This is a genomic window from Priestia sp. MDV22-iso46, from assembly GCF_058629175.1.
This window is the reverse complement of the sequence record NZ_JBZVWT010000001.1, coordinates 1,878,038-1,900,583: the sequence shown is the minus strand read 5'-3', so window position 1 is coordinate 1,900,583 and position 22,546 is coordinate 1,878,038. Positions and strand designations below refer to the sequence as shown.

Genomic DNA, 22,546 nt, shown 5'->3' with positions numbered 1-22,546 from the left:
TAATAAATTGATTATTCAAAAATAAATGCCGTTATTCAAAAACGAATTGTATTTTATTCAAAAATGAATAGAAAGCAGGGAGCATACATGAATTCAGAATGGAATGAAAATCAGTGGATCCTTCATTCATTAAAAGATGATTTGCTTGTGACGGATGAAAAAGGCATCATTGTCCGAATACATGAAGGAACGGGAAACATTTACGATGTAAAAGCTGAAAAACTGCTGGGAAAGTCTGTTTATGAACTTGAAAAACAAGGGCTTTTTACACCAATCGTCACGCCAATTGTGCTTGAAACAAAGAAGAAAATTACGCTTGTACAAACAACTAAACAAGGCAAGCAAGTGCTCGTTACAGGCATTCCAGTAAAAGATGAAAAAGGAGAGATTAAAAGAATCGTCAGCTATTCTCATGATGTGACGGAGCTTATGGAAATGAAAACATATCTTGATGCGATGGAAGGCGAAATGCAGCGTGTAAAGAGCGAGCTTATGCTGCTAAGAAACCAAAACCTATCAACTGAAGGAATTGTATGCAACAGCGAAAAGATGCAGCACGTTCTTCGTACGGCCGTTCACGTTTCGAACGTGGACGTAAATATTTTACTTTTAGGGCAATCAGGAGTAGGGAAAACGCATTTAGCCAAGCTGATACATTACAAAAGTACAAGAAGCAAAGGGCCGTTTATTGAAGTGAACTGCGGGGCGATTCCCGATCATTTATTTGAGGCTGAACTGTTTGGCTACGAAGCGGGTGCTTTTACCGGTGCATCTAAAAATGGAAAAGTGGGACTGGTCGAATTAGCAGATGGAGGTACGCTTTTTTTAGATGAAGTCGGAGAACTGTCACCGGCGCATCAAGTAAAAATCTTAAAGCTCATTCAAGAAAAACAGTTTTATTCCGTTGGAGGAAGAAAGCCTAAAACCGTGGACTTTCGCTTAATTGCAGCGACGAACAAAGATTTGGAAAAAGCCGTTGCTGAAAAAGAGTTTCGAGAAGATTTATACTTTCGTTTAAGCGTCGTACCGATTACCATTCCATCTTTGAACGAGCGCCCCGAAGATATTTTTCCGCTGCTCACACATTTTGCCGAGCAGTTTGAAAAGAAATACAACCGAAAAAGAACGTTTGATAACGCGGTTATTCACGCACTGCTTGCACATGAGTGGAAAGGAAACGTACGAGAGTTAATTAATGTGATTGAACACGCCGTGGTTGTGTCTTCACAAACGCTGATTACAATGGAGCATTTGCCGCATTCTCTGCATAGAAAAAAACGGATTCAGCACGTTGAAGAACATGGGGAAATGAAGCTTAATGACGCATTAAACGAGCTGGAAAAAGAGATATTAGTAAAAGCAAAAAAACAGTACAAAACGACAACAGAAATAGGGGAAGCACTTGGAATCAGTCAGCCTTCAGTTGTTAGAAAATTAAAAAAACATTCTGTTTTTTAACGTATTTGGCACGCTCTTTGCATGTAAAACAAGTACAAATACATTACTTGATAGATTGCGAGGAGGAAGTCAGATGACGCAGGCATCACTTACACAGTTAATGAACAGTCTACCGGATTTACTAGCACCAAGCATGGCGAAAGATCACCCTAATTTACCCGTGGTAAAAGCAGAAGGCTGCTACTACTACGGAGCTGACGGAAAAACGTATTTAGATTTTACATCAGGTATTGCAACAGCGAATACAGGTCATCGTCACCCTAAAGTTGTACAAGCGATTAAAAATAGCGTTGATCATCTTATGCACGGTCCGTCGGGTGTGATTATGTATGAATCTATTTTACAGCTTGCTGAAGAATTAAAAACAGTATTGCCAAGAGGATTGGACTGCTTTTTCTTTGCCAACAGCGGAACTGAAGCAATTGAAGGAGCGTTAAAGCTGGCAAAGTACGTTACGCAAAGACCTTATACGGTTTCGTTTATGGGCTGTTTTCACGGCCGTTCTCTCGGAGCGCTTAGTGTGACAACATCAAAAAGCAAATACCGAAAATTTCTTCAGCCATCAGGCTTAACGTATCAAGTGCCTTATGCAGATGTGACTCAGTGTCCAAAAGGAGAAGATCCGGAAATCTACTGCGTAGAAAAGCTGGAAAGAGATTTTGCCACTTTGTTTAAGCATCAAGTCACGCCGGAAGAAGTAGCGTGCATGATTGTAGAGCCGGTTCTTGGAGAAGGAGGCTACGTGATCCCTCCGAAAGCGTGGCTGCAAAAAATAAGAGAAGTGTGTGACAGACACGGCATTCTGCTTATTTTTGACGAAGTGCAAACAGGATTCGGACGCACCGGCGAGTGGTTTGCAGCTCAAACGTTTGACGTGACGCCTGATATTATGGCAATCGCAAAAGGCATAGCATCAGGACTTCCGTTAAGTGCTACCGTAGCTTCCAAACAGCTAATGGAAAAGTGGCCGATTGGTACACACGGAACCACTTTTGGAGGCAATCCCATTGCTTGTTCAGCAGCGCTTGCGACGTTGGACGTATTAAAAGAAGAAAAGCTGATTGAAAATTCAAAAGCAATGGGGAAATATGCAGCGGATCAGCTTCAGCATTTAAAGGCGAAGCATGAAGTTATCGGAAGCATTCGTTCAGTAGGACTAATGATTGGAATTGAAATTATTAATCCGAAAACAAAGCAAGGTGACGGAAGTCTTCTTCTTGAGATTTTAGACAAATGTTTGGAAAAAGGCGTGCTGTTTTACCTTTGCGGAAATAGCGGAGAAGTGATTCGAATGATTCCTCCTTTAACGATTACAAAAGAAGAAATTGACGCCGGGCTTCGCGTGCTAGACGAAGCACTGACAGAAATCACAAGTCTTCACGTGATCTAAAGCTTTTAGGAAGCTCTTTGTTTCACTGAAAGATAGATTGACCCATAATAAGGAGGAATCTGTTATGAACGGACTGGATATGACGGTTATGTTTGTCTATTTTGGCGTATTGGTTGTAGCTGGTATTATTGGCTCGTTAAAAGCAAAGTCATCAGAAGATTTTATTTTAGCCGGACGAAACTTAGGGATGTTTATGTATTTAGGGTGTTTGTCTGCCGTTATTTTAGGCGGAGCGTCGACGATTGGAACGGCTCAGCTTGGCTATGAGCACGGGCTGTCTGGCATTTGGTTTGTGACGATGATTGGACTTGGAATCATTACGCTTGGCACGATTTTTATTAAGCGGATCTCGTCGTTGAAAGTGACGACTATCAGCGAACTGCTAGGAAAAAGATATAACGCTCAAGCGCAAATTATCAGCGCCGTTGTTGCCGCTATTTATACACTCATGGTATCAGTCACTCAAGTGATTGGAATGGGAACGATCATTCATGCGCTGCTTGGATGGAACATGACGGCCTCGATGTTAATTGGCGGTTCGATTGTTCTGTTCTATACGATTCTAGGCGGAATGTGGAGCGTAACGGTTACTGATATTATTCAATTTGTTGTGATGACGGTGGCGATTTTTGGATTTATGCTTCCAATGAGTGTCTCAGAAGCCGGAGGTTTTAAAGCACTTGCCGGAGATTTGCCATCATCTTATTTTGATTTTTCATCCATTGGATATGGTCAAATCTTTCAGTATTTCCTTCTATATACGCTTGGTATGGCAGTATCTCAAGATATTTGGCAGCGAGTATTCACGGCGCGAACAGAAAAAATTGCGCGAAACGGCTCCATTTTTGCAGGTGTGTACAGTATTGCCTACGCGATTGCCGGAAGTGTAATTGGAATGTGTGCGTATTTGCTGCTGCCAAACGCAGAAAGCAGTCAAAGCATTTTTGCGACGCTTGCAGTTCAAATCCTGCCTCAAGGATTATTAGGTCTCGTACTGGCAGGCGTTTGTTCAGCGCTGATGTCAACGGCTTCAGGAACGCTGCTTGCATCTTCTACGCTGATTAGTAATGATATTATTAAAAAAGTGTGGCTTAAAAATATTTCGGAGAAAAATTATTTAATTTTAACGCGTGTTAATACGCTTATTGTCGGCGTCCTTGCTATTGTGTTTGCTCTTTGGATTCAAGATGTGCTTGTCGCTTTAGATGTTGCGTATGCTATTTTATCAGGAGCGATTTTTGTTCCGTTTGTTGTGTCGCTGTTTTGGAAAGACATTCATCCAAAAGCCGGAGTTTCAGCGATTGTTGTCAGTACACTAGTAGTACTTGGAGGTCTATTGATTGAAGGACTTTCTTCTACCACGCCAATCCTATACGGAATTTCAAGCAGCATTATTATAATGGCTGGATTTGCGGTTATGGCTCGAAACAAAGAACTGTCTGACCAAGAGCCGGTAAGCGAAGATGTAAAATAAGAAAAGAAAGGCTTCTCCTTTACGGTGAGAAGCTTTTTATATTCCTGCTTATTATTTTAGCCAGTAATCGTACATACTAATGGATATTCCCAAAGAAAAGAGTGTTACAAATGGAACGAACAATGCTAAAAGGGCTAACTGTGTTGTGTGCAGTTCTTTTTCCTTTTGTTGTAAAAAAACCGAAATTTAAAGAAATGCTGATTGTCTTTTTTGCAAAAGGGATTTTGGCCACGCTTATTGATGCTTATGCTGTAAACACGAATCGAATCAAATATCCTGTTCGGCCGTATCCTCGCATTTTTTCAACTAATATTTTATACGATCTGCTGTTTTTCCCTTTGCTAAGTATGATTTGGGTTAGACAATCTTATGAAGACAAGCTTCCTGCAATCTTACTAAAAAGCTTAGTGTGGAGTGTGCCGATGAGTATCAGTCAGTGGTATTTAGAGAGAAATAGCAATCTGTTTAAATGGAAAAAGTGGACCATCTTTCATACATTTGCAAGTGTTAGTTTTACATTGCTGACAATCAGGGGGTTAGCTGGTCTTGTCAAAAAAGCAGATGAAAAGCTATAGTTCAGCTTTTTATCTGTTTTTTTATGCACAAATCTAGACAACATCTATCAAGCAGGAGTAAACTAAATGCTCAGATTATAGAGGTAAGGAGATTGTCAAATGAAAAGCAGAACGTCCGTAATGTTTAGTATTGTTCTGGCAATGCTAGTGGCTTCGCTTGATTCAACGATTATGAATACGACGATGCCCGTTATTGCAAAAGAGCTGGGAAGGTTTGATTTGTACGCGTGGTCGTTTGCTTCGTACATGATTGCAAGTACGATTTTATCTCCAGTAGCAGGGAGATTATCGGATTTATTTGGCCGCAAAAAAGTATTTGGGTTTGGAATTATTGCTTTTTTAATTGGTTCGATGCTTTGCGGCGTGGCAAATACGATGATTCAGCTTGTTCTTTTCCGTGCGGTTCAAGGAATAGGAGCCGGGTTTATGGTGGCGTTTCCCGCTATTATTGCCGGAGATTTATTTCCTGTAGAGAAGCGAGGGAAAATTCAGGCGCTGTTTACAACAATGTGGGGATTATCAGCTGTGTTAGCTCCGCTTTTAGGCGCTTTTTTTGTGGATTACTTAACGTGGAGGTGGATTTTCTTTATTAATTTACCGGTATGTATCGTGTCATTTCTTACGTTAATGCCGTACCAAGAAAGCTATGAGCCGAAAAGAGCAAAAGTCGATTACATCGGTGCCATTTTATTTGGAGCGGGTGTTACGTCACTCTTGCTCGTTACGGTAGTGGAACAAAACCGAGTTGTGTATACAGTCGTTGGACTTATTTTACTAGTCATTTTTTATCTGCATGAACGAAAACATGCTTCTCCGATTGTACCGCTGTCCATGTTCCAAAACAAAACGCTGTCATGGATTAATATCAATGCGTTCATTGGGACAGTAGCTTTATTCGGTACGTCGAGCTACATTCCGTTATTTTTACAGCGAGTGGCGCATTTGTCACTGTTTATGAGCGGAGTTGCGCTGTTAGGAACAGCGGTCGGCTGGATGTCTGTGTCCGTTCCTGCAGGTAAATGGATTTTAAAACACGGCTACAGAAAGCTTTTGTTAATTGGGAATGTGCTGCTGGTTGGATCAGGAACGCTGCTGCTGCTGCTAAATGAAAGTCACGGTTTCTTCTATGTGTTTTGCGTCATGATTGTCCAAGGACTATCGTTTGGACTGCTCTCTACGGTTGGAGTCATTGGTGTGCAGCAATTAGTAGGAGGACATGAAAGAGGTATTTCTACGTCATTTTTTATGTTTTGCAGAAACATGGGAACAGCAATCGGCGTTACCATTATGGGTGCTTTGCTGACTTCGGGCGGAAGCTTTATGGCAGGCATTCATCACTTGTTTTTATTTGGCTTTGCAGGAAGCATAGTGGCTTTATTAACGTCATTAAAGATTCAAAACGAGGCCGAATCAAAGCACAATCGAGCTGCTAGTTAAGGGAATTTGTGCTAAATATGTTTATTTCATAAAAAAACGGGAAGAAACCAAATAAGGTCATGGAATTGCCTAAGAAATCGTAGGCATATTCTTCTTCTTCTTTCACTTACTACATGTGGGACGCCGGGCATCGGCGTCTTTTTTTTGTGCTGTAAAGAGACTGATTACATAACTAAAAGCATATACATAAAGGGTTTTGTTCAAATAATGGGACTTTTTACAAAAATAAGTCTTTAAATGGTAAGATAGATTAGGTATAATTTAGTAGTTATTTAGCATATTCTAGAAATGTTTGGCTAAGTTTGTACGAAAAAGTGAAAGGGGAAATTTCATGTCTTGGCTCACCAAATGGTCGTTTAAAAATAAAGCGGCTATCACCATTATGTCTATTTTAATTTTAGCTTTAGGAGTCATTAGTTATTTTACACTTCCGATGGAATTCCTGCCGACCGCTGATCAGCCTCAAGTGTCAGTAGTGGTTATGGGGCAAGGAACGGATGCGGACTCTATGGAAAAACAAGTTACGTCACCGATTGAAGAAGCGGTAGCCGGTGTTAAAGGAAAAAACAACGTGTATTCGACGACGGGAGACGGCTATTCCAAAATCGATATTTCATTTGAATCCAAAACGGATATGAAAGAAGCAAAAACAAACGTCCAAGAAGCGCTGTCTTCGGTGCAGCTTCCAGCCAGCGTATCAAAGCCTAATGTTATTCAATTAAATACCTCAATGATTCCCATCGCAGATATTTCACTCACATTTAAAGAAGGATTAACAAGAGACAATCTGGATCTTGCAGAGAAAAAACTGATCCCTAAATATAAAGACGTTAAAGGCATTGCGAGTGTTCAAACGTATGGAACAGCGGATTCCTACGTGTCTATTAAAGTTGATAATAAAAAATTGTCACAAAAGAACGTGACCATTGATAAAGTCATCAGCGTGTTAGAAGGAAAAAACACGTCGCTTGCAGTTGGAGAAAAAGTCATTAATAACAAGTCGAGCAACATCAACGTAACTGGTAAAATTGACAGCTTGGATAAAGTGAAAAAGCTGCCGGTTGCACCCAATGTAACGCTAGGGGACCTTGCAAAAGTAGAGGTGAAAAAGCCTGAAGGCGTCGTGACGCATATTAACGGAAAAGATGCACTTTTACTTATTGTTACAAAAGACAGTCACTCAAACGCCGTTAGCATTACAAAAGAAGTAAAAAAACTGTCTCAGCAAATTAACAAAGACTATAACACTGTAAATGCTTCTGTATTTTTTGCAACAGGGGACAGCGTACAAAACTCTGTTCATTCCATGATGAAAGAAGTGTTGCTGGGCGCACTTTTTGCGACCGTTGTAATCATGCTGTTTTTACGCAGCGTTCGCTCTACGTTTATTACAATTGTATCCATTCCGCTATCGCTTTGCTTTACGCTTTTCCTATTATCCAAATCAGGCGTTACGCTCAATATTTTAACGCTTGGAGGGGTAGCGGTAGCGATTGGGAGATTGGTAGATGATAGTATCGTTGTTATTGAAAACATTTTCCGGAAAATGCAAAAAGAAGAATTTTCGCTTGGGTTAATTATTGATGCAACAAAAGAAGTAGGCTCTGCTATTACCGCTTCTACGTTAACGACAGTAGCCGTCTTTTTACCAATCGGCCTTGTAAACGGAGGGCTCCAGGACTTTATGCTTCCGTTCGCTCTAACGCTGACGTATTCGCTGCTGTCTTCATTAATTGTGGCGCTTACCGTTGTGCCGTTAATGAGTGCAGGATTATTAAAAAATGAAAAACTTCGTAAGCACAAGCAGCCGGTTCGTTTTACAAAGGTCATTACGTGGTCGCTGAATCATAAATGGGTTGTGCTGCTGCTTTCGCTGCTTTTATTTGTGGGATCTATTGGCGCGTACACGATGATGCCTAAAGGAGCGGTTGATAACTCTTCATCTGACTTTGTAGGCACAACGTTAAGCTATCCAAATAACACGCCAATTAAAACCGTAGAAGAAAAATCACTGCAGCTTGAACGCTATATTTTAGCTCAAAAAGAAGTAAAAGAGGTATACATGCAGCTTGGTAATACGGACGAAGGAGCCAAGTGGGGAGACGTTGGTTCGCCTACTGAAGCTACGTATACGATTACCGTAAAAGACAGTGGAAACACGGATTCGCTAATGAAACGAATCCAAAATCAAAAGAAACTCTATGACGGAGGGGATCTTAGCGTAAGTGCTGCTTCACTAATGGGAGCTTCCACTACTTCCATTACCGTTGATGTGATTGGAAACGACATGAACAAGTTAGAAAAAACGGCAAGCAGCATTAAGAAAGAAATTAGCGATATAAAAGGAGTAGACAAAGTTTCTACGAACCAAGACGAAAAGAAAACAATTTACTCTTTAGACGTAGATCCAACAAAAGCGAATACGCAGCAAGTAGCGCAGCAGCTTGGCGTTATGCTGAATAAAACGCCGATTGGGGCGATAGATTTAGAAGGCAAGCAAGCAAACGTACTTCTTGAATCTGTATTAAATCCAACATCATCAAAAGAGTTAAAAGATATTTCTATTATGACAGAGACAGGACCGTCACCTGTTTCAAAAGTGGCTTCACTAACGCAAGCTGAAAAGCCGACAAATCAGTTTCATAAAAATGGAGACCCGTATATTCAAGTAACAGCGGATGTCAATCCAGAAAAGCTTTCAGAGATTAATAAAGACATTCAAACAACAATTTTTGGAGACGGTAAGAATAAAGGACTGTCCATTTCAAAAGATGTTGACGTTGTAATCGGCGGAGCAAGCACTCAGCAAGGAGAAGACTTCTCTGACTTGTTCATTACAATGCTTGTGTCGATTGGTATTGTGTTCTTAATTATGGTGATTACGTTTAAAACAATCCGCACGCCGTTTGCGATTTTATTTTCGCTTCCGCTTGCAGCGATTGGTGCTGTGTTAGGTTTATTAATCAGCCGCATTCCAGTAGACGTAACGGCTCTACTTGGAGCACTAATGCTGATTGGTATCGTTGTGACCAATGCAATTGTACTTCTAGACCGAGTGAAGCAAAATGAAAAGAAAATGATTATGCGCGATGCGATTGTTGAAGCAGCCGCTACGCGTATGCGTCCAATTGTCATGACGTCTGCCGCTACGATTTGTGCGATGCTGCCGCTGTTATTCAAACAAAGCGAAAGCGGAAGCCTTGTTTCTCAAAGTCTAGCAGTCGTTGTAATCGGAGGATTGGCCGTTGCGACTCTGCTTACACTTGTAGTCATTCCCGTTGTATATGAACTGCTTCATTTCAGAAAATCGAAAAAGCAAAGAATACAGCAAAAACAGCAGGAAGACGTAACGCCACTATAATGTTTAAAAGAGGTTAGGACATAAGTATGTTAGGTGAAGGAAGATCCGAACGATAAATCGTTCGGATTTTTTTATTGGTAGAATGAACGTAGGTTTCATGTCTGTAGTTGCTTCTAGCTGGTGATTGGAGGGTAAGACTAAGACTCCTGCGGGAAAAGCGGAACAGGTGAGACCCCGCAGGAGCGCAAGCGACGAGGAGGCTCACCGGCCGCCCGCGGAAAGCGAAGTCTCGCATGGAAATCACCAGCGGTGTCACAAGCGGTTCAATTCATTCCTCCCATTTGTTTGTCTTTAGGTGGAATTGATTTGGATATGTCTCAGGCTCTTTTTTATGAAACCCTTTGGCTAGTCAAACGTATAGTTATATAAAGAAATGGAGGGATAGTGTGTTTGGAATAAAAGAGCTGTGCTCTGTTTGTCAAAAAGAAATTCAGCCTGGTGAAGAAGTATGGATACGGATGAAGTATCCAAGTAAAAGAGGCATGACTGAAATTAAAGCTTTTTTACATCAAGAAGCGCAGTTTGTATGCATGGACTGCTTTGAAAAAACAAAAAAATGAGTCAAATGCAGATGTTCTCTTTTCAAAATATTGACATAGTATATTTTATAGTTTAATATTTAGATAATTATCTAAATACTTAAATATGATGGAGATGAACTTCAATTGAATGAAACATTTAAAGCCTTAGCGGATCCCACTCGCAGAAAGATTTTAGAGCTGCTAAAAGAGCGGGATTTAACCGCAGGAGAAATTTCCGAGTATTTTAATATGACCAAACCAAGCATCTCAAATCATTTAAAAATCTTGAAGCAAGCGGACCTCGTTCAAGATGAAAAAAGAGGGCAGTTTGTGATTTATTCGCTAAATACAACCGTTTTTCAAGATTTAATCGGCTGGTTTTTCAGCTTTCAGAAAGGAGAGAGTTAAATGAAAAAGCACGTATTTCCTTTAGGCATTACCCTTTTAACACTGGTTGCATGGCTGATTGCACTGCCGCATCTTCCGGCTACGATGCCCATTCACTGGGGAGCAAATGGAGAAGCAGACGGATTTGCAACGAAGATAAACGCAATGATCTTAACAGTAGGCATCATGGCACTGATTTATTTTATCATTGCATTTGTTCCACGAATTGACCCGCGTAAAGAAAATTATAAGTACTTTTCAAAAACGTATAACATCCTGTTAAATGCCGTACTGCTATTATTCTTTTTTGTAAATATGAGCACTATTTTACAGGGGCTTGGCTATAACGTGCCAATGTCGTACATTGCTCCAATTATGGCTGGACTCGTTTTTATCATTATCGGAAACTACTTGCAGCGCGTGCGCTCTAACTATTTTATGGGGATTCGTACACCGTGGACATTGAGCAATGAAACCGTATGGAAAAAGACGCATCGTTTATCTGGAAAGCTCTTTTTTATCGGCGGACTGCTAATTCTTATTAGCGCTTTTTTACCTGATGGATACAAGTCAGTTATCATGTGGGGGAGTATCGTTCTGTGCGTGGCGATTCCTTATCTGTATTCGTACCTGGCGTATAAAAAAGAAATGAATATGTAAGCATACCAAAAAATCCGGTGAATACACCGGATTTTTTTATGGATAACATATCAGCCGTAACGCCACCGTTCGTGTCACGCCGGCTGATGGGAATAACTAAAGCATAAAGTATGAAACGCGTTTCAGGTCAAGAGCTGCTATGAAAAAACTTACATTTGTTTACGATCGCTTGCTTCAGGCGGCTTTTCAATCCACCCGTTTTTAATCATCACTTCGCTGCAGCGCCCCGCTACTTTTAAGTCTCGTAAAATACATGCTTCACAGTGACCGACAATATCAAGCCTCATGCTAGTAGTCATTGCCGTTGCGTAATAGGTAATGGCTACCTTGAACATTGCGCCTGCGTGAAACGTCATCAGCTTTTCTGAAAAAGGCGCGTGTGTGGACGTTGTGATTTCATTATCCAAAAGCGGAGGCGTATGAAGGTTTTCTTCGTGCATGATGGAAGAATAAAGTTCAATATGCTTGTGGGCCACATCAAGCCCCGTCTCCATGACTTTTCGCACGTCTTTTCGTTTACTTACTTGTTTAAACGCAATTAAAAGAGCTTTGGTTACCATGCTTTTACGTAAATTAAAATAAATATTTCCGGCTTCATTTGCGTTTAAAAGACGCTGCTTTCCGACAAAATCAAGAGCGTAAGACAAATCTGTGATCGACTCTTGTTTTTTCGGATTTAAAAAATAAGGAGCCGGCACATAAAGGTTTTTTGCTAAAAGCAAATCGAGCGACCGATTGTAGATTTCCATCGCATCTAAATTACATTGATGATAATAATCTCGAATATCTCGGCGAATCGACACGCTAAACGAAATGCCGTACCCTGACAAGCCGTGAATCGTCATGTCGTGAAGATATTTCAGCCAAAACGAGTCTGTAAAAAGCGGAGGTGCGTGCAAGTCCACATCTTCATCTGTAAATCCGTTCGGCAGCGGAAAATGTTCGGCCCGAAAAATGGCAGTCAGCAGCTCAATATGCTTTTCAGATAACTTTAGCGAAAAGCCAAACAGCGACCGAATCTCGGCATCCGTCACCGTTGCAAGAACGTGTTTCGCGACACAAACCGCCAGCGTATCCTGATGGTACTGCGCGCATAGACTTGTTATTTCAGTTGAAGTCAAACGCTTGCTTTCTGCGTTCAATGAGCTTTCCTCCTATCTATAAAAATGATACGTATTTATAAAAAACAGATAAGTATAGTGTGGGCAAGGGTGTGTTAAGTTATTCCATAGGTCAATTTGGAAAAAGAAAATAACGGCTAGGGTATACGTCTAGAGAAACATTGTTTTTTCGTTTTACTGTTATGAATAGGAACTATCAAAAGAATTTTTCTCAACTCTGTACTCTAACAATTTCCTCTATCTATTTTCCAAAACTACCCAATATGCTAACATAAAGATAGAACCCCTAAATGGACAAGTGATGGATAAGATGTAAAAGGAGAGTTTCGATGAAGTTTTTTGATGAAGTTTTTTAAGGATGCTTCTAAACGGGAGCATCAAAATTGGAATAAAGCTGTGTCGGCAGGTTTTTATATACTTTTATTGCTGCTGTTTGTGAACATAATAATGTATACCTATAAAGGTGCCGAGTTAGTGTCGTCATCTTCTATGTTTTGGACAGGGATCGTTGTGACGTTTGGCTATCAGTTTATTTTAAATAGAAAAAGTGAGAAAAAATGAATAAACAGCCTTGGCACCGTTCAGAAAAATTTCTGCTGCTGCTATGCTTTTTTGCACCGCCTATTGGTTATGTAGCGGTGGTGATGAATAAGAAAAAGCTAAGCCGAGAACTGTGGCTGAGTAACTTAACGGTAGCTACTATTATAATGTCCATATGGCTGCTGAAGTTTTTACCTCATCAGTGGGGAACGATTATTTTATTAACGGGAGCCGGAATCTACTGGTATCAACGAATAGTGAAGAAGTTTAAAAAGCAGCATAGATAAAGAAAGTTAAAATTTACGCATTGATATTTTGAAAAAAAGAGTTAAAATATTATAGGAATACAAATTTGTTCTATCCGTGTAAATAAAAGTATGTATTTAATATGTTTTATACTAGCTATGAATAGAGCCAACCAAATCGGTTGGTTTTTTGTATGAGTTCATTCTTTTTTTGTGGAAATTAAAGAATAGTATCCGATGTAAATCTAGAGAACATAAACAAGTGTTAAAACTGTCGGATCCGTTCTTTAAACAGGAGGCAGCCAACTAGTGTCGATAAAGAAAAAGTTATCCGTATTCTTTACTTTGCTGGTATTGTGTATTCTACTAGCGAATAATACCTTGCACTACATTCGATCAAAAAATAGATTAATAGAATTTAACAAAAAAGAAATCACGCTGGTAACAGAGGAAATTGCGTACGAAGTCGAAAACTCAAAAAATAGTGCTTCCTATATGGAAAATCGAATGGCACAAGAATTAAGAACGGCTTCGGTTGCGATTCAGGATTCTTTGCCTGCTGATTACCATGACGTCAGCAATGACCAGTTAAAGCGACTGGCTAAAAAACTGATGATATCTCACATTACATTATTAGCTCCTGCGGGAGATGATATTATAGGCGTAAAATCTTCTGATCCTAAGGAAATCAATATGTCTACAAAAGAGTGGGGCTATTGGTATACATCTTTTCGGCAGCTGCTTTCTCAGCAGACGATTACTACCAAAAAAGGAGTGACTCTACCTCACTTTTGGAGCGGTCCGATTGAAGTAGCCTCCAGCAACCCTAATCACATTGACAAGTGGGGCTATTATTACGACGGGTCTACTAATTATATTATTGATCCTTATTTCCGTGATCGGCACGTACTGGATTTTGAAAAAAGGTTCGGTCCTACGAACGTGATGAACCGCTTCACAGAAAATCTGGAAGGCGTTCTTGAACTAACCGTTTTTAACCCCAAAAATTTTGGGAAAAGAAATCAAAACGTATACTTAAACGGCAATAAATATATTAAAATAAAAGATCAGCCGATTTGGTACGGAACATACACGTACCGAAATACCGAACGGGATAAAAAATCCATACAAGAGGTCTTAAAAACGGGAAAATCACAAAGCTATCTTGCTGAAATTAACCATAAAAAAGTATTAAAGACATTGGTACCGATTAAAGAAAAAAATACTCCAGCTTATGTAATAGGCGTAGTGTATGACTACGGACTTATTGAAAAAGAACTGCAGCAAGAATTAATTAAACATTTATTATTGTCTCTTCCGTTTATCTTTATTGTCCTTATTATAAGCTTTATCTTCTCTACATCCATTACGCGGCCGATTAAACATATTATGGAGCACGTGAACCAAATCGCTAAAGGTAATTTCGGCAAGGTGCTGAATACAAGAAGAAAAGATGAGCTGGGAGGACTTGTAGCAAACATCAACCACCTTTCTCACTTTTTAAAAACATATGTAGATGATTTAAAGAAAAGTCAGGAAGAAAGTGAGTATCATGCGTACCACGATTTTTTGACAGGATTGCCGAACAGAAGATATTTTAAAGAACAATTAAACAGGCGCTTAATTGAGTCGAAGGAAAAGTCCATTCGTCACGTAGCCGTGTTATTTATGGATATAGACCGGTTTAAAGATATTAATGATACGCTAGGGCATTCAAAAGGAGATCAGCTTATACAGCTGATAGCTAACCGAATTAAAGAATGTCTTCCTTCTGCTAACAGCTTTCTTACAAGGCAAGGAGGAGACGAGTTTGTCATTTTATTCAGTGATTTTACACCGGAAGAAGTTAAAGGTATCACCGAGAAGATCATGGCGTATGTTCAACAGCCCTGCTACATTGACAACGATGAAGTGTTCGTCAGTATAAGCAGCGGATTAAGCTTTTATCCCGAGCATTCTACGAATTTAGATACGCTTATTACGTATGCAGATGTTGCCATGTATGCTTCAAAAAGACAAGGCGGCAGTAAAGTAAGTATCTATCATGACTCGTTAAATAAAAAACAAGCTGAAAAAGTTCACATCGAAACGCGCTTGCGAAAAGCAATTCAAAAAGGCGACATTGACGTTTACTATCAGCCGAAAATAGAAGCAAAGCGCAATGTAATCACCGGCGTAGAAGCATTAGTTCGCTGGAATGACGCAGAGCTTGGATTTGTTTCTCCAGAAGCGTTTATCCCTATAGCAGAAGAAGCTGGTTTGATTCAATACTTATGGGAAGTTGTGATGAAGAAAGCTTGTTCTCAAGTCAGCGAATGGAATAAGGTCTCAGACGAAAAAATGACGCTAGCGGTCAATTTTTCCCCGCGGCAATTTCAAGATCCGATTGTGTTGGTTAATGAAATTAAACACTTTCTTTCGCTGCATAGATTTGATCCCGCTTGGTTTGAAATGGAAATTACAGAAAGTACACTGCTTATGAACGCGGAAGAAACGATTAAAGCTTTACATCTGTTAAAGAAATATGGTATATCAATTTCTATCGATGATTTTGGAACCGGATATTCTTCGTTGAGTTATTTAAAAAAATTACCAATCGATTGTTTGAAAATCGACCGGTCTTTTATCCAAGATATTCAAGAAGATTACAGCAACAGTGAAATTGCCCAGGCGATTATCAGCTTATCTCAAAGCTTAAAGCTGGAGGTAATCGCAGAAGGTGTAGAAGAAGAATATCAAAAAGCGTTTTTAATGAAAAATGGCTGTGATCACATGCAGGGATACTTGTTTAGCAAGCCTCTTGCTGCAGAAGATTTTGAAGAAGCGTTTTTAAATAGCTGAAGCAAAACCATCATTTAAAAATAAACTTACTAAGAAAAGGGAAGAGGACATAAAAAGATGGCACTAAGTACACAAAATTTAATTGCTCAAAAATTTTTAGAAACACTAGGCACGAATTCAACTGAAATAGATAAAAAAATAGGTCAAGCTGACACATTTATGAATGCGGTGAAAGAGCTGATTGATTTATGCGGAGACAATCCGGAAAGAGACGGCCTTGAAGAGACGCCGTACCGCGTGCTAAAGGCGTTTTTAGAATACACGGAAGGCTACCGAGAAGATCCGAAAGCTCATTTGGAAAAAACATTTGATGTGAATCACAATGAATTGGTGTTAATACGAGACATTGAATTTCACTCAATGTGTGAACATCACTTTGCACCGTTCTTTGGCGTTGCTCACGTTGGGTATATACCGGATAAAAAAATTACAGGTTTATCTAAAATCGCTCGTACGGTAGAAGGATACGCAAAGAGATTCCAAGTTCAAGAACGTCTAACAAATGAAATTGCAGATGCAATCGAAGAAGTGTTAGAGCCGAAAGGAGTCATGGTGATTATTGAAGCAAAGCATATGTGCATGTGCGGAAGAGGAATTAAAAAGTCTTCAGCTTCTACAGCCACTTCATCCGTTCGAGGCACATTTATGGAAAAACCAGAGGTTCGAGGAGAATTTTTATCTCTTTTACAGCGACAAATGTAAAGAAACAAAAAGCCATATAAGCTGAGAAGCAGAAGCGAGGTGAGCTGTATGCAACATGTTGACGTACTGATTATTGGCGGAGGACCCGCTGGTATCTCTGCTGCCGTGTGGTGTAAAAGGCTAGGCGTTGAGTGCTTGCTTCTTGAAGAGCAGGCACAGTTAGGCGGACAGCTGTTTACTATTTATAATGAGATTATTGATTATCCCGGAATACAAGCGGAAAATGGAATCGAAATGCAGCGTAAAATGGTTCAGCATTTTATGGATATGGACTGCCTATATGAAGTGAATACAAAAGTAAATTCCATTGATGAACGTTCTAAAACAGTAAAAGTAAAGCAGCAAGAAACAGAAAAGGAAATTAGCTATACGTATCTTATTTTAGCAACGGGCTCTAGTCAGCGAAAGCTCGGAGTGCCTGGTGAGCAGCAAATGATTGACCGAGGAGAAGTATATTCAGCTTCAGCAGACGGAGAACGGTTAAAAGGCAAAAGGGTTGCTCTCATTGGCGGAGGAGACCGGGCTTTTGAAGGAGCACATCTTTTAGCATCACAAGCAAAACAAGTATATTTGATTCATCGTTCTACGCATTTCAAAGCAAGAGAGCAATACGTTGAAAAAGTTCTTTCCGACCCCGGTGTTAAGGTAATGACAGATACCGAAGTGACGGCTATCCACGGAAAGCATCACGTCACATCGATCGATTTAAAAAGTAAAAACAGTGAATGTAAGAACCTATCGGTAGACGCAGTGCTGATTAGGCTAGGCATAGCACCCAATGTTGAACTTATTAAAGAAAAAGTCACCACTACACAAAGCGGGCTCATCGTCATCAATGAAGTGCATCAAAGCAGCGACCCAGCTATTTATGCAATTGGAGACGCGTGCACGACTCCTTTGTTTTCTAGTATCAGCTCTTCAGCCGGTCAAGGAGCGATTGTAGCCAAGTATGTATCGAGCCTTTTGAAAAAGTCATGAGATCAAAAGCATCTATCGAATCGATAGATGCTTTTTTTACGTAACGTAGTAGAAAAAACATAGCAGAAGTATATTCACAGGCAGACAAATCGTTTGGAAAAAAGCAATGTAGTTTTTAGGCACAGCGCTGATTCTTTTTACTAGAATACACTCGGTAATGAAATTAAAAAGAATAATGATAGAAGCGACCGTTATATACGCCCAGACGTTCTGCTGAAACAAACGAGTAAAAAGAGGCGAGAAAAGAAGTAGAAAAGCAGCGGTTTGAAAGGAACCTCTAGAAAATAAGTCATATTTTTTAGGACTTTGAGTCACGCTATCCCTCCTTTATATGTTTTATTTTACCAAACTAAAAAGACTTTAAAAACGTTTTCAGCTATCTTTACCTGAGATGTTCCTCAATTGGGAAAAGTAAGGTAAAGTATATGTCAAATATAGCTTATAATAATATAAAAGAAATAGATAAAAGGAGGCGCCATGAGATCTTGCCGGATAAAAACACGGAGAAGGAGCAGTCGATCATGATCATGAAACGTCTTGATCGTTTGAATACGCAGCTTTTAAAAGAATACAGTGAAGGTATTTTTTTTATCAACTGTGAAGGCGATATCATGTTTAGCAACGAAGCAGCCTTCAAGCTAACGGGAAATGAACACAAAGAAAAAAGCCAGCAGCTGACAGCTCTTATACATACGTCGAAACAACAGCAGGCACAAGATTTCTTTCAACGTGCTTTACAAGGGGAAAAAGTTCAGTTTTCGACGACGATTAATCACAACACAAAAAAAGAACTTCATTTGGATATTACTCTCATTCCTATTATCGTAAGTGAGCAAGTAGCAGGAGTCTACGCCGTGTGCCGAGATGATTCAAAAGAACAAGAGCGCTCTAATCACATTTCTAAATTAGAAACGCATTTAAAAATGGAGCAAAAGCTTGCGAATGTAGGAAGCTGGTATTACGATGTGCGGGAAGATAAAAGCTATTGGTCGCCTCAGCTGTATAATATTTACGGATTAAATCCTAATCAGCACTTTACTCCTTCTTTAAAGAACGTTCTTCAATTCGTCAATCGCTGTGGCCAAAAAAGATTAGAAAAAGCCGTTATGGAGGCACTTTCGACGGGAGGAAGCTACACGATTGAATATACACTGCTGCGGCCGAGCGGTGAAGAACGTACGGTGTTTGAGCAAGCGGATGCACTAGTAGATGAGCAAGGAAACATCGTACAGCTGATTGGCGTTGTGCACGATATTACCGAATCAAAAGTAATTACGAATGAATTAAAGCAAAAAGAACAGCAGTTTCAAACGATTTACAACAATTTGGATGCTGGAATATGGTCCGTTGATGTGCAGAGCAATGAAATGATTGTCTGCTCTAGTGGTGTTAGTAACATTTACGGAGAAGATGCGGCTAAATTTTTAGGAAATAGAGATCTGTGGGAAAGCTTTATTCATCCAGAAGATAAACCAGCTGTGGCAAAAGGGCAGCATCAATTACAAAAAGGAAAAATGATTCGTCAGCAGTATCGAATCTACACAAAAACAGGTGAGATGAAATGGGTAAAAGATCGATGCATTCCCACGCTTGACGAAAACGGCAAGCTGATGCGCATAGACGGCATTGTTGAAGATATTACCGCAGAAAAAAAGTACATGGATCATGTTGAATATCTTGCAACTCATGATCATGTGACAAACTTACCGAATCGAAGAAAGTTTGAAAGAGAATTAAAAAATTTCATTCGACAAATGAAAAAAGAAAGAGATTTATTAGCGGTTTTTTATCTAGGACTGAATCGCTTCAAGCATATTAATGACACATTAGGCCATGACGTAGGCGATCGCCTGCTGCGGCGTATCGCCAATCGGTTAAAAAAGTGCGTTACGCTAGATGTGATGCTAGCTAGAGCAGGAGAAGACGAGCTTGCGATTTGTTTTTTATCTCTTGCACATATCCATGAATGTCAAAAGCTAGCTGCTGCTCTTTTACAAGAAATCGAAAAAGAAATTACCATTGACGACTTTTCTCTGTGCGTTACAGCCAGTATAGGAATCAGCATCTACCCGCATGACGGTGAAGATGCGAAGATGCTACTAACGAATGCCAACCTTGCTATGAGGCGTGCAAAAGAAGTCGGACGAAGCGACTGGCAGCTGTACTCTCCGTTAATGGACAGCGAGACGTATAAAAGCTATCACCTGGAAAAAGGATTGCGCAACGCACTTCTTCAAGATGAGTTTTTTATTGAATATCAGCCAAAGGTTCATACAAACAGCAGAGAGATTGATAGTATCGAAGCATTAATTCGCTGGAATCATCCGGAATGGGGACGCGTATCACCGGAAGACTTTATTCCATTAGCAGAAGAAACTCATTTAATTATTGAACTCGGCGACTGGGTAATCCAGCATGTGTGCAAGCAGCTGCAGCAGTGGAAGAATCAAGGATTACAAATCGTGCCCGTTTCGATTAATGTCTCGTCTAAACATTTGCTGAAAAGCGGATTTGTAGAGCACGTTCAACAAACGTTAGCTCATTACAACATCGATCCTTCATTCATTGAATTTGAAGTGACGGAAAGCTCCATTATTCAGTATGAAGAACACGTAAAAAAAGTCATGGATGAATTAAAGAAAATTGGCGTAACGTTTGCATTAGATGATTTTGGCACCGGTTTTTCTTCGTTATCACATTTAAAAGACTTCGAATTTAACACGCTCAAAATCGATAAAACATTTATTCAACACGCGACCGATAAAGGAAAGCAGCAGGCGATCACAAAAAGCATTTTATACTTAGCTCATGCTCTTAACATGAAAGTAATCGCAGAAGGCGTTGAAACAAAAGAGCAGCTCGCCTTTTTACAAAAGCATGAATGTTCCTTTATTCAAGGCTACATTGTTAGTCAGCCAGCTGCTCCTCAAAAAATCGCCGAATATTTAAAGAAACCATTTCTATAAAAAAAGTGATGTCTCGACGGAGACATCACTTTTTTTACGCTTGAATAGGTTTTCGAAGCGTCCAAATTTGGTAAAACATATAAAGAGACTGATAGATGGTCAAATACGTCAGCAAGATCCAGCCGTTCATTAAGTACGGATAAATGGCTTGCTATACGGAGTAGATTACTGATAAGGCATGTAAACTGGGAGGGGTCAAGAGAGGGAGGTTCAGAAATGATTGTTAAGCTAGCTGAAGAAGAAAATGAAGTAAGTTATAGCAGAATCTTATGGAAGTACTATAGGTAAATTGCTTTAAATATGTTAAAAATTCTGACAAAACCAAAGACAAAGAAAACGTTATCGATTATAATAGAAGAATAATGAATGATAGTCATTCATTATTCTTCTTGCTGTTTATAAATTTCCATCACATTAATCATAAATGAATGATAGTCATTCATTTATGCGCATCAAAATAGAAGGGGGTGTGTATGAGAATTATATTAGTTGAATGGAGGAAACAAGATGGAAGGTAAGCCAAGTGCTACATTTGTTCGTACGCTAACGCTTCGATCACTCGTCATTTTAGGTCTTGCATATATGGCTCCAATGACGGTTTTTACTACATATGGAGTTGTAGCTCAAACTACGCATGGCATGGTTTCTATGGCATATGTCCTTGCCCTTGCAGCGATGCTATTTACCGCATACAGCTACGGGCATATGGCTAAAGAATATCCTTTATCAGGCTCGGCCTATACGTATACGCAAAAATCTATAAGTCCTCACATAGGATTTCTTGTCGGCTGGTCTGTGCTTTTAGATTATCTTTTTTTACCAATGATTAATTTTTTGTTAGCGGGAACTTTTTTATCAGCTGCGTTTCCGTCTATTCCATCGTCTCTTTGGATTTTACTTTTTATTGTTATTATTACTTGTATAAACGTGTTTGGTATTCAAATGACAGCAAAAGTGAATGGAATACTTGTTCTTTTTCAATTTTTTGTAACAGCTCTATTTGTTATCTTATCGATTAAGAAAATGATAGAAGGAGAAAGTGATCTTTTGTTCTTTTCTTCTTTACAGCTCTTTGACTCAAAGGATTCTTTTTCTTTTGTTCTTTCAGGAGCTTCAATTCTTTGCTTATCTTTCCTTGGTTTTGATGCTGTGACTACGCTTTCTGAAGAAACAGTTGATCCAAAGAAAAATGTACCAAAGGCTATTTTTCTTGTAGCATTTATAGGAGGAATACTCTTTATACTCGTTTCGTACATTACCCAGCTTGTTTATCCAAACTATCATTCATTTAAAGTTGTAGATTCAGCTTCGTTTGAAATAGCAGCCTATATTGGAGGAACGCTCTTTTCATCCGTCTTTCTTGCCGGAATTATCACTTCAACGATTGCATCAGGAATTTCTTCACACGCCAGTGCTTCACGGCTGCTTTATGCAATGGGCAGAGAATCAATGCTGCCTAAAAGATTATTTGCCTATATACATCCCAAATATAAAACACCATCACGAAACGTTATTTTTATTGGGGTACTCTCATTAAGTGCACTTGCAATGGACGTAGTTACAGCCGCTTCCTTTATCAATTTTGGCGCGTTGATTGCATTCACATTTGTAAATATCTCTGTTATCTTTCACTATTATATCCGTGGAAAACAAAGAGATTTTAAAGGCACATGCCGTTATTTAATCAGCCCCATTATTGGAGCGGTCTTTACAGTTTGGCTATGGACAAGCTTAGATATAAAATCTATTTCGTTAGGGAGCATTTGGGTTGTTATAGGCTTTATTTATCTAGTATACAAGACGTCGTTTTTTACAAAAGCACCGCCGCAATTTGCCTTTGATGAAAAAACAGAGCCTAACCAGCTCAAAACCGAACATATATCTTGATAA

General features: G+C 39.6%; 18 protein-coding genes and 1 pseudogene. 17 read left to right on the top strand and 2 right to left on the bottom strand.

Going from position 1 to position 22,546, the window contains the following annotated elements; all coding sequences use genetic code 11:
* Positions 1–87: 87 nt before the first annotated feature.
* The 10 genes and pseudogenes from AC4NPH_RS09680 to AC4NPH_RS09635 all read left to right on the top strand — a co-directional run bounded on the left by AC4NPH_RS09680 (position 88) and on the right by AC4NPH_RS09635 (position 11,263).
* Positions 88–1,458 carry a sigma-54 interaction domain-containing protein gene (locus tag AC4NPH_RS09680; protein ID WP_255286293.1) on the top strand — a complete coding sequence of 457 codons (1,371 nt, stop codon included), beginning with the start codon at positions 88–90 and terminating at the stop codon, positions 1,456–1,458.
* A gap of 73 nt (positions 1,459–1,531) precedes the next feature.
* Positions 1,532–2,848: an aspartate aminotransferase family protein gene (locus tag AC4NPH_RS09675; protein ID WP_098597935.1), complete on the top strand. Its 1,317-nt coding sequence runs from the start codon at positions 1,532–1,534 to the stop codon at positions 2,846–2,848.
* Between the two features lie 64 nt (positions 2,849–2,912).
* A complete protein-coding gene (locus tag AC4NPH_RS09670) occupies positions 2,913–4,322 on the top strand; it encodes a sodium:solute symporter family protein (RefSeq protein WP_029324969.1) in 1,410 nt (469 codons plus the stop codon).
* 110 nt (positions 4,323–4,432) lie between these two features.
* A complete protein-coding gene (locus AC4NPH_RS09665; protein WP_053486925.1) occupies positions 4,433–4,897 on the top strand; it encodes a CBO0543 family protein in 465 nt (154 codons plus the stop codon).
* 99 nt (positions 4,898–4,996) lie between these two features.
* On the top strand, positions 4,997–6,334 hold the full coding sequence (locus tag AC4NPH_RS09660) for an MFS transporter (RefSeq protein WP_053486926.1): 1,338 nt from the start codon (positions 4,997–4,999) through the stop codon (positions 6,332–6,334).
* A 331-nt stretch (positions 6,335–6,665) separates the two neighbouring features.
* Entirely contained in the window at positions 6,666–9,695 is a 3,030-nt protein-coding gene (locus tag AC4NPH_RS09655) for an efflux RND transporter permease subunit (protein ID WP_098597934.1), read from the top strand.
* A 141-nt stretch (positions 9,696–9,836) separates the two neighbouring features.
* Positions 9,837–10,064: pseudogene (locus AC4NPH_RS09650) on the top strand (hypothetical protein); the annotation flags it as partial.
* 17 nt (positions 10,065–10,081) lie between these two features.
* Positions 10,082–10,255 (top strand): Fe3+ hydroxamate ABC transporter substrate-binding protein, encoded by a 174-nt coding sequence (locus AC4NPH_RS09645; RefSeq protein ID WP_097813325.1) that lies wholly within the window; start codon positions 10,082–10,084, stop codon positions 10,253–10,255.
* Between the two features lie 105 nt (positions 10,256–10,360).
* On the top strand, positions 10,361–10,624 hold the full coding sequence (locus tag AC4NPH_RS09640; protein ID WP_013082079.1) for an autorepressor SdpR family transcription factor: 264 nt from the start codon (positions 10,361–10,363) through the stop codon (positions 10,622–10,624).
* A complete protein-coding gene (locus tag AC4NPH_RS09635) occupies positions 10,625–11,263 on the top strand; it encodes an SdpI family protein (protein ID WP_098197036.1) in 639 nt (212 codons plus the stop codon).
* Positions 11,264–11,412: 149 nt separating this feature from the next.
* Here the strand turns inward: AC4NPH_RS09635 and AC4NPH_RS09630 are convergent, their stop codons facing one another.
* Positions 11,413–12,405 carry a DUF3231 family protein gene (locus AC4NPH_RS09630; RefSeq protein ID WP_013055790.1) on the bottom strand — a complete coding sequence of 331 codons (993 nt, stop codon included), beginning with the start codon at positions 12,403–12,405 and terminating at the stop codon, positions 11,413–11,415.
* Between the two features lie 321 nt (positions 12,406–12,726).
* On the opposite strand from AC4NPH_RS09630, the gene AC4NPH_RS09625 reads away from it, so the two are divergent.
* The 5 genes from AC4NPH_RS09625 to AC4NPH_RS09605 all read left to right on the top strand — a co-directional run bounded on the left by AC4NPH_RS09625 (position 12,727) and on the right by AC4NPH_RS09605 (position 17,690).
* Complete coding sequence (locus AC4NPH_RS09625; RefSeq protein WP_041816506.1) at positions 12,727–12,945, top strand: hypothetical protein; 219 nt, start codon at positions 12,727–12,729, stop codon at positions 12,943–12,945.
* The gene (locus AC4NPH_RS09620) at positions 12,942–13,211 is read left to right on the top strand and encodes a hypothetical protein (RefSeq protein WP_097813323.1); all 270 of its coding nucleotides are present in this window, start codon (positions 12,942–12,944) and stop codon (positions 13,209–13,211) included. The genes AC4NPH_RS09625 and AC4NPH_RS09620 overlap by 4 nt, the downstream gene beginning before the upstream one ends.
* Before the next feature lie 267 nt (positions 13,212–13,478).
* Positions 13,479–16,010: an EAL domain-containing protein gene (locus AC4NPH_RS09615; RefSeq protein ID WP_098780564.1), complete on the top strand. Its 2,532-nt coding sequence runs from the start codon at positions 13,479–13,481 to the stop codon at positions 16,008–16,010.
* Positions 16,011–16,067: 57 nt separating this feature from the next.
* Complete coding sequence (folE, locus tag AC4NPH_RS09610) at positions 16,068–16,712, top strand: GTP cyclohydrolase I FolE (protein WP_013055793.1); 645 nt, start codon at positions 16,068–16,070, stop codon at positions 16,710–16,712.
* Positions 16,713–16,760: 48 nt separating this feature from the next.
* Entirely contained in the window at positions 16,761–17,690 is a 930-nt protein-coding gene (locus AC4NPH_RS09605; protein WP_097813321.1) for an NAD(P)/FAD-dependent oxidoreductase, read from the top strand.
* Positions 17,691–17,726: 36 nt separating this feature from the next.
* Here AC4NPH_RS09605 and AC4NPH_RS09600 read toward each other — a convergent pair whose 3' ends face one another.
* Complete coding sequence (locus tag AC4NPH_RS09600) at positions 17,727–18,005, bottom strand: hypothetical protein (RefSeq protein ID WP_013055795.1); 279 nt, start codon at positions 18,003–18,005, stop codon at positions 17,727–17,729.
* Positions 18,006–18,211: 206 nt separating this feature from the next.
* Between AC4NPH_RS09600 and AC4NPH_RS09595 the strand changes: the two genes are divergently transcribed.
* Together AC4NPH_RS09595 and AC4NPH_RS09590 are read left to right on the top strand one after the other, a co-directional pair.
* Positions 18,212–20,656 (top strand): sensor domain-containing protein, encoded by a 2,445-nt coding sequence (locus AC4NPH_RS09595; protein WP_013055796.1) that lies wholly within the window; start codon positions 18,212–18,214, stop codon positions 20,654–20,656.
* A gap of 507 nt (positions 20,657–21,163) precedes the next feature.
* Positions 21,164–22,543, top strand: coding sequence for an APC family permease (locus tag AC4NPH_RS09590; RefSeq protein WP_013055797.1), 1,380 nt, complete (start codon positions 21,164–21,166; stop codon positions 22,541–22,543).
* Positions 22,544–22,546 lie beyond the last annotated feature (3 nt).